At 36.8% G+C, this 12,214-nt stretch carries 14 protein-coding genes; 9 read left to right on the top strand and 5 right to left on the bottom strand.

The genetic code is table 11. The annotated features are described in order from the left end of the window. Positions 1-26: 26 nt before the first annotated feature. The 5 genes from RCG25_RS16920 (at position 27) to RCG25_RS16900 (ending at position 4,939) form a co-directional block, all read left to right on the top strand. On the top strand, positions 27-890 hold the full coding sequence (locus RCG25_RS16920; RefSeq protein ID WP_308079995.1) for a carbon-nitrogen hydrolase family protein: 864 nt from the start codon (positions 27-29) through the stop codon (positions 888-890). Positions 891-922: 32 nt separating this feature from the next. Continuing rightward, positions 923-1,594, top strand: a complete 672-nt coding sequence (locus RCG25_RS16915; protein WP_308079994.1) for a GNAT family N-acetyltransferase — start codon at positions 923-925, stop codon at positions 1,592-1,594. Positions 1,595-1,612: 18 nt separating this feature from the next. Further along, positions 1,613-2,284 carry a GNAT family N-acetyltransferase gene (locus RCG25_RS16910; protein ID WP_308079993.1) on the top strand — a complete coding sequence of 224 codons (672 nt, stop codon included), beginning with the start codon at positions 1,613-1,615 and terminating at the stop codon, positions 2,282-2,284. A gap of 184 nt (positions 2,285-2,468) precedes the next feature. After that, on the top strand, positions 2,469-3,338 hold the full coding sequence (locus RCG25_RS16905; protein ID WP_308079992.1) for an ABC transporter permease subunit: 870 nt from the start codon (positions 2,469-2,471) through the stop codon (positions 3,336-3,338). Beyond that, positions 3,335-4,939 (top strand): DUF4352 domain-containing protein, encoded by a 1,605-nt coding sequence (locus RCG25_RS16900; RefSeq protein ID WP_308079991.1) that lies wholly within the window; start codon positions 3,335-3,337, stop codon positions 4,937-4,939. Before RCG25_RS16905 ends, RCG25_RS16900 begins: the two co-directional genes overlap by 4 nt. 58 nt (positions 4,940-4,997) lie before the next feature. On the opposite strand, the gene RCG25_RS16895 is transcribed toward RCG25_RS16900, so the two are convergent. Next, positions 4,998-5,570 (bottom strand): cysteine dioxygenase, encoded by a 573-nt coding sequence (locus RCG25_RS16895; protein ID WP_308079990.1) that lies wholly within the window; start codon positions 5,568-5,570, stop codon positions 4,998-5,000. 15 nt (positions 5,571-5,585) lie between these two features. After that, the gene (locus tag RCG25_RS16890) at positions 5,586-6,521 is read right to left on the bottom strand and encodes a DMT family transporter (RefSeq protein WP_308084206.1); all 936 of its coding nucleotides are present in this window, start codon (positions 6,519-6,521) and stop codon (positions 5,586-5,588) included. 361 nt (positions 6,522-6,882) lie between these two features. Here RCG25_RS16890 and RCG25_RS16885 point away from each other — a divergent pair, with 361 nt between their 5' ends. Then, positions 6,883-7,122 carry a hypothetical protein gene (locus RCG25_RS16885; protein ID WP_308079989.1) on the top strand — a complete coding sequence of 80 codons (240 nt, stop codon included), beginning with the start codon at positions 6,883-6,885 and terminating at the stop codon, positions 7,120-7,122. 63 nt (positions 7,123-7,185) lie between these two features. On the opposite strand, the gene RCG25_RS16880 is transcribed toward RCG25_RS16885, so the two are convergent. After that, positions 7,186-7,485, bottom strand: coding sequence for a DUF3243 domain-containing protein (locus RCG25_RS16880; RefSeq protein ID WP_308079988.1), 300 nt, complete (start codon positions 7,483-7,485; stop codon positions 7,186-7,188). Positions 7,486-7,595: 110 nt separating this feature from the next. Further along, entirely contained in the window at positions 7,596-7,850 is a 255-nt protein-coding gene (locus RCG25_RS16875) for a hypothetical protein (protein WP_308079987.1), read from the bottom strand. Between the two features lie 176 nt (positions 7,851-8,026). Here RCG25_RS16875 and RCG25_RS16870 point away from each other — a divergent pair, with 176 nt between their 5' ends. Beyond that, positions 8,027-8,374, top strand: coding sequence for a hypothetical protein (locus tag RCG25_RS16870; protein ID WP_308079986.1), 348 nt, complete (start codon positions 8,027-8,029; stop codon positions 8,372-8,374). A gap of 45 nt (positions 8,375-8,419) precedes the next feature. On the opposite strand, the gene RCG25_RS16865 is transcribed toward RCG25_RS16870, so the two are convergent. Next, positions 8,420-9,307, bottom strand: a complete 888-nt coding sequence (locus RCG25_RS16865) for an AraC family transcriptional regulator (protein ID WP_308079985.1) — start codon at positions 9,305-9,307, stop codon at positions 8,420-8,422. Between the two features lie 390 nt (positions 9,308-9,697). Between RCG25_RS16865 and RCG25_RS16860 the strand changes: the two genes are divergently transcribed. Together RCG25_RS16860 and RCG25_RS16855 are read left to right on the top strand one after the other, a co-directional pair. After that, entirely contained in the window at positions 9,698-11,191 is a 1,494-nt protein-coding gene (locus RCG25_RS16860) for a sugar ABC transporter ATP-binding protein (protein ID WP_308079984.1), read from the top strand. After that, positions 11,188-12,195, top strand: a complete 1,008-nt coding sequence (locus tag RCG25_RS16855; RefSeq protein ID WP_308079983.1) for an ABC transporter permease — start codon at positions 11,188-11,190, stop codon at positions 12,193-12,195. The genes RCG25_RS16860 and RCG25_RS16855 overlap by 4 nt, the downstream gene beginning before the upstream one ends. The last annotated feature ends 19 nt before the right edge of the window (positions 12,196-12,214 follow it).

Raw genomic sequence — 12,214 nt, 5'->3', positions numbered from 1 at the left:
ATTACAAATAGAAAGAAGGGGATTGTATGCAAATGAGAGTATCAGCCGTTCAGTATTATCTTCATACCATTAGCTCTTTTAAAGAGTTTGCAGACCAGGTGGAGCATTATATCAAAACAGCAGAAGAATTTGGATCCGATTTTATCATTTTCCCTGAATTTTTTACTACACAGCTTATGTCAATAGGCAACGATAAAGGGGAAGCATTAACCATCCAAGAACTACCTGATTATACCGATCAGTACCGGTCATTATTTATTGAACTGGCCAAACAATATAAGATGCACATTATAGGTGGAACACACGTGATCCGTAAAGGTGATCGCCTTTATAACGTTGCACATATGTTTTATCCAGATGGAAGAGTGGTAGAACAAGCAAAACTGCATATTACTCCAACAGAAGTTAATGAGTGGAATATGAGTCCAGGTGAGGGCCTTGAGGTATTCGAGACAGAAAAAGGTACCATTGCTATGTTAACTTGTTATGACATTGAATTTCCGGAAATCGTTCGTATAGCAAAGGCGAAAGGGGCAGATGTTATTTTCTGTCCATCATGTACTGACGATCGCCACGGCTTTCACCGTGTTCGTTACACAAGTCATGCAAGAGCCATCGAAAATCAAGTCTATGTTGTCACTACTGGTACGATCGGCTCGCTGCCAACAGTTGATTTCATGCGTGCCAATTTTGGCCAGGCAGTCGTCATCACACCAAATGACATTCCATTCCCGCCAAAAGGGATTTTGGTGGAAGGTGAGATTAATCAGGATATGATCGTTACAGCTGACTTGAATTTAGAGCTATTATATCAAGTACGTGAAAAAGGATCGGTTACCACATGGCGTGACCGACGCACAGATCTTTACCCAGATTGGGAAACAAAATAAGAGGATTTATACAATGAAATGGGGGAATCCTCATGTATCGAAAAGAATTTTTCGTTTTCGACCAAGACAAACCTGTTCCAGTTGTCATCCGAAATTATGAAGAAAAGGACTTTCCTGATTTAATACGTATTCAACAGGAAAGTTTTCCTCCTCCATTTCCATCTGAATTGTGGTGGAATGAAGAGCAACTAAAAAACCATGTGACACTTTTTCCGCAAGGAGCTTTATGTATTGAAGTGAATGGTGAAATCGCTGGATCTATGACTGGATTGCTAGTGGACTTTGATCCTCAACATCCAGAGCATTCCTGGGAGGAAATAACGGATAATGGCTATATTCGTAACCACAACCCAAATGGAAATACTCTTTACGTAGTCGATATTGGTGTCCGACCTGCATTTCGAAAATTAGGGTTAGGCAAGTGGCTAATGTTTTCAATGTATGATGTAGTTGTTCATTTGGGATTGAACAGATTGCTTGGTGGAGGAAGAATGCCGGGGTATCACAAACATGCGAATGATATGACACCAGAACAATATATCGATGCGGTGGTAAAAGGAGAATTAAAGGATCCAGTTATTACTTTTCTCCTCCGTTGCGGTCGTACCCCTGTAAGGGTAGTAGCAAACTATTTAGAAGATGAAGAATCCTATAATTATGGGACTCTAATGGAATGGAAAAATCCGTTTTCCCATTCAAAATAAAGAAAAGGGGATGATCCAATGGAATATAGTAGAATAACCAATATCAACGATCCGTTATTTAAACAAATGCATCAATTAATGCAAGATGTGTTCCCCCCAGAAGAAGTACTAGAATTTGATCTTTGGAAAGAACCGTTAGAAGATCCAGGTATCCGTGTTTTTGTCGCTGTTCATGAAGGAAAAGTAGTGGGCGCAACTGAGTACCGTTATTATGAAGATTTTAATGTAGCAATGACGGATTTTACAATTATTGGCCAAGCAGGCTTGGGCATAGGTCCCTTTTTAGCGAATAAAAGACTAGAAGACCTGAATGAATTAGCAGCAGCGAATGGGAAGAAACTGATGGGTATGTTTGCTGAAATCTATGATCCATATCGTGTAGAGCACTATGAATTTGGCGGTGTTAAGCCGATGGATCCTTATGTTCGTCGTGAAGTGCTGGCACACCTTGGATACAAACGTTTGGATTTTCCATATGTTCACCCGTCCTGGAACAATGATGGGGAAGCTGTCACAGGTCTAGATCTATGTTTCCTCCCAATGGATGGAGAATTGAATGAGCTGCAATCAGATTTAATAGTGAAATTTTTGAAACGCTATTATACCGTCTTATCTAATAAACCAGAATCTTGGTACTCAATGATTCAAAACTTAGAAGCAAAAGAAAAAGTGGCATTATTATATTTTTAATGATAGAAAAAGCTTGCTGATTAAGTCGTTGAATAGACTAATCGGCAAGCTTTTTTTGAAATGATTAATTTTTGTAAATAATTTTACTTTTTTTACAAAAATGTGAACAAAAAACCAGTTCAGACACGTCTAATTCCTTTAGAGTTATCTATATCGGACAATATAAATGTAAGAGAGGTAAAAAATGAAAAAATATTTGGATCTGCCCCTAAGGATTATTCTCATGATTTCAGGAATCCTGTTTGTTTTTGCACTACCTACATTAATTGGAATAGGAAAAACACTAACAATCAACTTTAAACCGTTTAGGGAATTTGTTGAAATTAATATTCACAAATTGACTCAAATAAAAGATCCTCAATTCATAGGTTTAATTGAACAAATAAATATGGCTGAAAGCTATCGTTATTCGATGACCATTGTATTTGCTTCCATATTGGTGGTTATCATCGTTGGCATGCTAGGAGCGATTATGGTCCAATTGGCACCAAAAAAAATAGGAAACATGTTTAAGAAAGTTATTAATTTTTTTGAGTCCGTTCCTGATTTACTCATTATTTTTCTATTTATGTTTTTCGTAATAACTCTCTATAAAACTACTGGACTTAAATTTTTGCAGCTATATGGCATCTTTGGTCACAAGCCTTATTTTGTGCCCATCGTAACAATCGGTTTCCTCCCAACCCTGTTTTTTATGCAATTTCTAATTAAGGCCTTAGAGGGGGAAGAGTCTAGGGACTATGTTTTATACCTTAAGGCAAAAGGAATTAGGAAAAGTAGGATTTTAATTGTACATATGATTCGTAACATCTTCCCACTATTTATCATTCAGTTGAGAACAAGCATTTGGATTATTCTCTCCAATCTTTATCTTTTGGAGTTCATGTTTAACATCAATGGTTTCACGAAAACTTTTCCAATCGCAATGGGAATGGGCGAGTTTTTATTACTAGTAATATGTCTACTACTGTTTACATTGCCTCTTTTAATTATAGAAGCCATAAGTCTCTTGGTGCTCACGTTTTTTAAAGGGAAGGAGAGTGTTAGTTTATGAGGAAGTATAAAAAAACGATTATAGGAATAGCTCTCCTCCTCCTTCTTTTTCTAGCAAGTTATTTATATCCACTTTACGGACCAATGGATTTTAATAAACAAATCTTAGTTTCCGATGAAGAGGGCAATGTGCTTGGGAGAGCCCCGTTTCCACCATCGTTTGGACATATCATGGGAACGGACCGTAACGGACAGGATATGCATTTGCTTATGTTGTATGGTGCAAAATACACGTTAGTTACAGCACTTGTTGTTGCCCTCTTGAGAGTCCTATTTGGAGGGGCAATGGGTGTTTTCTTATCCATTTATGCCCCTTATTTGAAAAAGTATTTTAAGGACTTTTTCGTTATCTTTAGATATATTCCGACTATATTCTTAGGAATTGTTTTAATGTTGCCAGTGCATGGATCGTTTGAAAGTCCCATGTCCTCGGTTGTTACTTATCAGATTTTAATGCTAGTCTTTCTTGGTTTCCCGTCGGTTACTACTTTTGCATCAGATATTACAGATGAATTGGTTAGAACATCCTTTGTGAAGAGTTCGTATTTAATGGGGGCTAGTAGGTTTCATATAATCCGAAAACATTTGATGCCCTATTTTCGCTCGTATGGGGTTTTATTTACCTTCCAACAGTTATTAAGCGCCCTCCAGATCACGATGCATTTAGGTGTTTTTTCTTTTTTTCTTGGCGGTCAGACAATTGGAGGAACGTTTGGGTATGAAGAACCGCCGAAGGCAGCGTCTTTAACCAATGAGTGGGCTGGTTTAATTGGCCAGAATTTTCATGACTTTATGAGAGCACCATGGATGATTTTTGCCCCAATTTTAGGCTTTTTCGTTGTTATCTTAATTGTGAACATGATGAGAAAAGAATTGGAAGAACAGATGAATGGAACGCTTGTCCTAAACAAGAAAAAGAAGGATGCAATTATTTCTTCACCCATTCAACCAGAAAAGCATCTTTTTGAATTCGTGAAAAAAGAACAACAACCACATGGATTTTCGGAGGTTGTTGGTAAAGAATCTAAGAGAAAGTTTTTTAGCAGGAAGGGTTTGATTTGGGGGTTAGTGGTTATTTTTATATGTTTAGTGACTGTTTATGAACCAGGTGGGAAGGCCAAAATTCCGGAGGCGGCTAGTGCCAATAAGAAATCTACATCCACTAAGCCAGTTGTTTCCACTTCGCCACTAGCACAAGAAACTTCAAGCCCAGTGAAACAGAAACCACATGCAGTAGGGGAAGAAATTAAACTAACAGATTCGACACTAACGGTAACAAAGGTAGAAAAATCAAAAGGAACCTCTGAAGAAAAACCTAAGGCAGGAAATGAATTTTTCATCATTACAGTTGAACTGAAAAATACAGGAAAAGAGAAGGTGCGGTTTGCACCCCATTTCTTCAATGTTAAGGATAGCAAAGGGAACATATATATGCAGCCGTTCTTGATGATCGATATTGATACAACCCTCTCATCTGGTGAACTAGATCCTGGCAGTAGTGTCACGGGCACACTTGCTTATGAATTGCCAATGAATGCGCAGTTTCAACTAGAGTACGTCCCTTATCAGCAAGTGAATGGCCCAGTAATTAATTTACAATAGATAAATAAAGTAAAAATCCCTTTACAATAATTGCAGAGGGATTTTTTTAAGTAAACTATTATTCTTCAATAATTCCAACCCTCTTAAGCTGTATCTCTTTCACCTTCTGATATTGCTCATCAGGCCACCATGCTCCGCAATCATCGGATACCACACAGGCCGCACATTTTTGTAGGTCGTAGACAATCATACCTTTGATGGGAGGGGAGTATAGGTGGAGAGTGACTAAATCGGACTTATGGGAAGCTTGCATTTTATGAATAGCTTTCTTCGGTGCATAGAAATATTTTCCTTGATGATGGTATTGATGAAACAATTCGGTAGGCAAGCCGTTGCCTTTTACCTCATAAACCGAATTAAGCGAGGTACCGGACAGGACTTGGATCCAACCGTGGGAATGGCCATGGTCATGTGGGGCACACTCTAATTGCGACCAATTCATTACAAGCAGTTCAACTTCATCATTTTTATAAAGAAGCCTTCGATTGTACGGTTTACCCTTTGATGGTTCTGGCAAGCTAGCAAGATCATCGATTTTTATATCAAGTTTTAATAGAGCCTCTTTTAATTCGTCCTTTGATGGTTTTTTTAAAGGATCTAAAATAATCTTAATCCTATTTGTAAAAGTCATGAAGTATTACTCCTCCTATAGTCGTTTTTTCTTAAAGAAGTTGAACAACATAGGCATCAGATGTCCATTAACAATAATGACTCCAATAATAATTATGATTCCTCCAGCAACACTTATGAGTAAAATTTTCTCCTGTAAAAGTAGAACCGCAGCAATTAAGGTTGTGATTGGCTCTAAGTAGAGAAACATAGATACCTTTGAAGCCTCCAGCACTTCAAGTGCCTTTCCCCAATACCAATATGCGATGCCTGAAACAAAAATGCCGAGAAACAACAAATGAGCCCATTCTGTATGGGTCAAAAGGGAAAGGGATTCCCATCCTCTATTCCTTATGATAAAAGGGGTTGTGAGGATTAGGCCAAGTAAACTCATATAAAAAGTCACCAAAAGAGGAGGGTAAGGGAGTTTTAAGGTTCTTAACAGCACCGAATAAACAGCCCAATTTAGCGTGCTAAGTATCATGAGAAAAAAGCCAATATTCATAGCTATTTGGAAGGAGTGTCCGCTTCTTGTCGAAGTGACTAGCAAAACACCAGTAATCGCAAGGACCATCCCTGCGACCTTTGTGAAGCTTATTTTTTCATGTAAAAAGAGAAGAGAGAGGATGACTGTAAAGATAGGTGAAAAGGAAATGAGCCATCCAGCAGAGGAAGCATCAATCGTTAACAACGCTGTTGCTTGAAGCACCTGATGAACAAACACTCCTAGAATGCCAAGTATCATTAAATGGGGCAAATGTTTTAAAGAAATGAATATCCGGGTCCGCAGCACAAGTAACAACAACAGCAAAAATAAGGCTCCTATTCCAAAACGAAGGACAAGCAACGAATAGGGGTCAAGCTTTCCTAAAACAGCCTTGGTAGATACAAATGAAACTCCCCAAAAACTAATCGACATCGTTGCATACATTGAAGCAGTTAATCTGGATTTACTAGTAGTCACGAGAAGCATTCCCTTCAGCAAAAGTTTGTTATTCAATCTTATGCTTGTCCTGCTAGAAAATGTTTCCTATACATGAGGAGGCTATCTTCTTTTTGTCCATTTGTTTGATTTAAGTAATTTTTTTGGATGAAGGAAACTTTTTTGAACATAAAGAATATAATGTAGAAAAAGCGGAGTTGTTCGTATGTATATAACTAGACGGATGAAGAAGAAAATTTTAGTAAATTCCTTCCTGTGTAAATGGTTAGGAATTATAAGTGAAGAAAATTATCAAGGGATCATAAAGAAGATTCAATCATAGTTATTCCTCAAGAACAATGGACGAGTGGTTTCTCATAGTCTATTGTATCAATTAATGAGGGTGTTCAATATGAGGGAACTGCATCCACAACCAATCATCGGTCAACCATGGACCGGTAGACATGTTATATTGCTTCATTGTACAACAGATAATCAATTCATAAATCTTTATAAAAGTTTTCACGCACCAATCGAGCATCCTCGGCCCAATTGTGCAGAAACTTTATCGCAATTGCTAAGCATCGGTTATCGTATAATGGCCATTACACCAATTTCACCGAATCAACTTCAATATCTATTAGTACTTTGATTTTTACAAAAAAAGGCTTGGTTTTTTTAGTAAAACCAAGCCAGTTTTATTTTCTTCATGTGTTTAAGACTGCTGAACTAAACGGACAAGCATATGTGCCAGCTTATGCTGCTCTTCCTCGGTACCAACCCTCCATAACTCTTGTAATAATCTCTCCTCGGAATTCTTAGGTGATTCTTTTGCAGCTAGGTAATCAGCAACTTTTTGTGCAGAGTTGGCTAATTGTTCTTCGTCCAATCCTAGTCTTTCACCTAATTGAACCTTCCCGCTTAGAAATTCCCTGAAATCATCAAAGCTGGTTAGGGAATCACCGTTTTTGTAAATCTGATTTTCAATTGTCTGTTCATTTAATTGCTTGTCCATGCCTATCACTCCTATTTTGGAAGTATAACAGTGAATCAATGTTTCTATCCTATACATTCCCTGTGTACTCCAAAATGAAACCTATTAAACAATTATTAAATCTCTTCCAATTAAAAGAAAAAGAAACTGAAAAGAGATACATTTACAAAAGGTACAAAGCAATGGCATCCAAAAAAACGCGCAGGGCCAAAGAAACCAAATCCATAGCCGTCACTGGAGCTGTGGTTACCAAATTCCTCTATTTCTAGTCCATCTTGCTTTATCTTTGTCACTTTACCTACAACCCATTCGCCATTAGCATTGCGAAAACGTACCAGTTTTCCAACTAGCTTTAATTGTTGAGCATGCTCATAGGTTAAATCCATCCTGACATTCCCCCCCTTTCCAATAGGACCTACTATAAAATATGAAAATAATAGAAAATGGCAAGGGTTATTACACTAGTCTAGATTATTTTAGATAGACATAGAGTGTTAGAAAAAGGGTTCAGGACATACACTTTTCATAAAGGTCTAGTTTTCGACAGAGAGGAGAGGAAGAGATGATACACGAGAGGAATAAAGCAATTCTTCTTGCTGAAAATATCAATAGCTTTATAAAGTTTCTTAAGCAGAAACATGAAAATAAAAATAATTTCAGGGTGCAAGCGGATAAATTGTATCAAATTAAACTTCTAACAGAGGAGTATAAGTTTCAAATTATTTCTGATGAACTATTTAGAATCAATCAGTTCGACTGGGACGGGAAGTACACCTATTATCTTCTTGAACAGTTTCGTCAAGGGATGAGCATTATCGATGAATACGTACAAAATAATTACGAAGATGTATTCCTTCTAACGGCAAGAATTCATACCTTAAAGAACCTAAGCTCATCCTTTAATAATTGAAAGAGGAGAACTATTTTAATTAATGGTTCTCCTCTTTTTTCAGTGTTAATTATTATGATAATATAGATTTTTTCGATGGCTTTCCTTAAATTGTTTAGGTGTTTCGCCTGTCATCTTTTTAAATAAAAGCGTAAAATAGTTTGGATTATCGTACCCCGTTATTCTTGCTATTTCCCCAATTTTTAACTCCGTTGATACTAACAAGTTTTTGGCTTCTCCCATTCTTCGATTAATTAAGTAATTGATTGGAGTCAATTGCATTTGTTCCTTAAAAACATGTGATAGGTAGTATTTATTAATAAATAATTCATCTGCTATGTCCTCAAGCTTAATATTTTTTTTATAATTCTTATCAATAAATTCTTTTATGCGATGGGCAAGGGTATGGGCTTCCTTTGTTTCGCTTTTACAATGTTGCAGCTTAATAGCTCTATGAATTAATGCAATAGAAGAGGTCAATAAGCCTTGGCAAATGATTTCATAACCTGCAGCTTGCAGGGATGATTCTTCAAATATATGTGCTAAATAGGTTCCGATTTGCTCTGAATATTCATTTTTTTGAATTACTGGTTCTAGATTTGAAGGGATAATATCAAGATCTTTTAACTGATCAATAGCAAGATTGGAGACACCGCAAAAAAAGGTCTTGAGCGGGTTTGTTGGATTCGAGTATTCTTCATGGATGACTCCCGAATTGTAGATGAGTATATCGCCTTCTCTTGCAGTATAACTTTTATTATCGATAATAAAGTTTCCTTCTCCCTCGCAAATATAAATAATTTCACTTAAATCATCATGTTTGTGACTCGGAAAATTCCAATTCGGATTACCGCCAACTTGCCCAGAGTAGGCAAGGACAGGGGGATTATTAAATTTTAAAGGTGAATCTACATATTCCTCGTTGAAAACCTTGTTAATAGAGTTCCCCATCATCTCATCCTCCATTTAGTTGCTTTAGCAGTATAATTCGCCTACCGCAAGATATTAAAGTTTTTTTCTGAAGAAAAACAACATCTTTTAGATTACCAATTTTCAAGATATGTAGAATTTTGATGTCTTTTTTTCATTTTATAACAAAAATGTTAATTAAAATACCTGTTATTTGATGTTTTACCTTTATTTTTTGAATTGTTACTAATGGACTAGTTGGAAAATTAACATGTAACAACAATGTGAATAGCAAGATATTATAGTTTTTATTTCAAGCTTAGCACGATAGTTAATTGTATTAACACTATGGCGATAGTAATATTCTAACTAATCAGATTTTGATAAGAAGGGGTGAACATTCAGTTGGAAGAGAAGAAGGAGTACGCTCTCGAAATGAAAAGGATTTCAAAATCATTTCCAGGTGTGAGAGCACTTGATGAGGTTTCCCTTTATGTGAAAAAAGGAACTGTTCATGCACTCATGGGAGAAAATGGAGCAGGGAAATCTACACTAATGAAAATACTTGCCGGTATCTATAAACCAGATAAAGGTGAACTATTTCTAAAAGGGGAGAAAGTAGAGCTTAATAATCCTCGTGATGCTTTACGCAGTGGGGTTAGTATGATCCATCAAGAGTTAAGTTTTGTATCTGAGATGACTGTTTCAGATAATATTTTTCTTGGCAGAGAACCTACCTTCGGAATGAGTAAGGTAATCAAGAAGAAGGATCAAAGAGAGAGAGCACTAAAGCTATTTCAGCAATTGAAAATTGAATTGGACCCAGATAAAAAAATGTCTTCCCTTTCTGTATCAGATAAACAAATGGTCGAAATTGTGAAAGCGGTTTCGAATCAAGCGGATATTATCGTGATGGATGAACCAACTTCTGCAATCACGGATAGAGAAGTGGAAAAACTGTTTGAAATTATTAAAATGCTAACCTCTCAAGGCAAGTCTATTATTTATATCTCTCACAAAATGGATGAGATTTTTAAAATTGCAGATGAAATAACTGTATTAAGGGATGGTTGTTATATCGACAGTAAAAAAGCAGCAGAGTTAAATCAAGATTTACTTATTTCCTTAATGGTCGGTAGAGAGCTTAAAGAAGTGTATCAAACAAAAACAACGAAAACTAAAAACGTCTTCATGGAGGTAAAAAATCTTACAAGAAAGAGCTACTTTGAAAATATCTCGTTTTCCGTCCATCAAGGGGAGGTGATTGGAATTGCAGGACTGGTAGGTGCAGGGAGAACCGAAGTGGTCGAAAGTATTTTCGGTGTGAATCCTCCCCACAGTGGTGAAATCTATATCAATCAAAAAAAGGTGCTACATAAACACCCTAAGCATGCAATAAAAAATGGAATCGCCTTAGTAACTGAGGATAGAAAACAAACAGGCTTAAATTTAACAGGTTCAGTTAGAGACAACATCAGTTTGGTTAATTTAAAGAAGTTTACTTCCTTTAAAAATATCATCTCTCGAAAAAAAGAAAATAGTGCAGTAGACCAGCAAATAACTTCTTTAAAGATTAAAACACCAAATCGTAACATGTTAGTGAAAAATTTAAGTGGGGGTAATCAGCAAAAAATTGTTATTGCTAAATGGCTATTAAATCATCCTGACATCTTAATTCTAGATGAGCCTACTAGAGGAATCGATATTGGTGCAAAAGCAGAAATCTATAAAATTATCTACGATTTTGCAAGTATGGGTAAATCCGTGATTGTGATTTCCTCAGAGATGCCTGAATTGTTTGGTATTTGTGACCGGATTATTGTCATGAGTGAAGGCAAATTAACTGGAGAGTTTACCAGAGAGGAGTTTGACCAGGAAAAAGTGATGGCATGTTGTGCAGGTATTCAGAAAGGAGAAAAAATCGGATGAACCCTCAAAAAGAAGAAGTAGCGAAATTTAGTCTAATGGATTTAGTAAATTCACAAACGGTAATAAAAACGGGGGGGACAGGAAAGCTCTTTGCGAAATATGGGATATATATTGCTTTTGCCATCTTGTTTATCATCTTATCTATTACATCTGAATCGTTTTTAACATCTACCAATATAATCAATATTTTGCGGCAAGTCTCGATCATTGGCATTGTAGCAATTGGTATGTCCTTCGTGATCATTACTGGGGGGATTGACCTTTCTGTCGGATCCATTATGGCTCTTTCAGCCGTTGTTGCTGCAAGCTTTGCTAAAGCAGACAGCAGTTATTCGATTTTTATCCCAATTATCATCGGAATTACTGTCGGATTAGCTTGTGGACTAATTAATGGTGTTTTAGTTGCTAGGTGGAAGGTTGCACCTTTTATTGCGACTTTAGGAATGATGACTGCAGCTAGAGGACTAGCTATGGTCTATACGGATGGTCGCCCTGTTATTGGTTTAAGCAGTAGTTATAACAATATTGGCAGCGGCTATATCTTAGGATTTCCTATTCCTGTAGTTGCTTTCTTGGTCATTGTTTTAGTAGGAATATTTATTCTCAATTTTACTGTTTTCGGTAGACATGTGTTTGCAACAGGCGGAAATGAACAATCTGCTAAACTATCAGGCATTCACACCAGCTCTGTCAAAATTGGAGTCTACGCTATATCCGGATTATTAGCTGGAATCGGGGGGATGGTTCTTTCCTCAAGAATTATGTCAGGATCACCTGTTCTCGGCCAGGGGTATGAGCTTGATGCTATTGCAGCTGTAGTCATTGGAGGAACTAGTTTATTTGGCGGAGTAGGGAGCTTACTTGGAACACTGATTGGAGTGTTGATTATTGGAGTAATGAACAATGGTCTAGATCTATTAAATGTTTCTTCCTACTATCAACAAATATTAAAAGGAGCCATCATTGTCATTGCGGTTCTACTTGATAAAAAGAATCACCAATAAAAAATATAAGGAGTGAGTG

Origin of the sequence: Neobacillus sp. PS2-9, assembly GCF_030915525.1 — a bacterium.
Classification (GTDB): domain Bacteria; phylum Bacillota; class Bacilli; order Bacillales; family Cytobacillaceae; genus Neobacillus.
Note: the sequence above shows the minus strand (reverse complement) of the source record. Positions and strands in the feature narration are given on the sequence as shown.

Bases quoted from the DNA above. Each gene is read 5' to 3' on its own strand.
- RCG25_RS16920 (WP_308079995.1), top strand. From the start codon at position 27: ATGCAAATGAGAGTATCAGCCGTTCAGTATTATCTTCATACCATTAGC.
- RCG25_RS16915 (WP_308079994.1), top strand. From the start codon at position 923: ATGTATCGAAAAGAATTTTTCGTTTTCGACCAAGACAAACCTGTTCCA.
- RCG25_RS16910 (WP_308079993.1), top strand. From the start codon at position 1,613: ATGGAATATAGTAGAATAACCAATATCAACGATCCGTTATTTAAACAA.
- RCG25_RS16905 (WP_308079992.1), top strand. From the start codon at position 2,469: ATGAAAAAATATTTGGATCTGCCCCTAAGGATTATTCTCATGATTTCA.
- RCG25_RS16900 (WP_308079991.1), top strand. From the start codon at position 3,335: ATGAGGAAGTATAAAAAAACGATTATAGGAATAGCTCTCCTCCTCCTT.
- RCG25_RS16895 (WP_308079990.1), bottom strand. From the start codon at position 5,570: ATGACTTTTACAAATAGGATTAAGATTATTTTAGATCCTTTAAAAAAA.
- RCG25_RS16890 (WP_308084206.1), bottom strand. From the start codon at position 6,521: ATGCTTCTCGTGACTACTAGTAAATCCAGATTAACTGCTTCAATGTAT.
- RCG25_RS16885 (WP_308079989.1), top strand. From the start codon at position 6,883: ATGAGGGAACTGCATCCACAACCAATCATCGGTCAACCATGGACCGGT.
- RCG25_RS16880 (WP_308079988.1), bottom strand. From the start codon at position 7,485: ATGGACAAGCAATTAAATGAACAGACAATTGAAAATCAGATTTACAAA.
- RCG25_RS16875 (WP_308079987.1), bottom strand. From the start codon at position 7,850: ATGGATTTAACCTATGAGCATGCTCAACAATTAAAGCTAGTTGGAAAA.
- RCG25_RS16870 (WP_308079986.1), top strand. From the start codon at position 8,027: ATGATACACGAGAGGAATAAAGCAATTCTTCTTGCTGAAAATATCAAT.
- RCG25_RS16865 (WP_308079985.1), bottom strand. From the start codon at position 9,307: ATGATGGGGAACTCTATTAACAAGGTTTTCAACGAGGAATATGTAGAT.
- RCG25_RS16860 (WP_308079984.1), top strand. From the start codon at position 9,698: ATGAAAAGGATTTCAAAATCATTTCCAGGTGTGAGAGCACTTGATGAG.
- RCG25_RS16855 (WP_308079983.1), top strand. From the start codon at position 11,188: ATGAACCCTCAAAAAGAAGAAGTAGCGAAATTTAGTCTAATGGATTTA.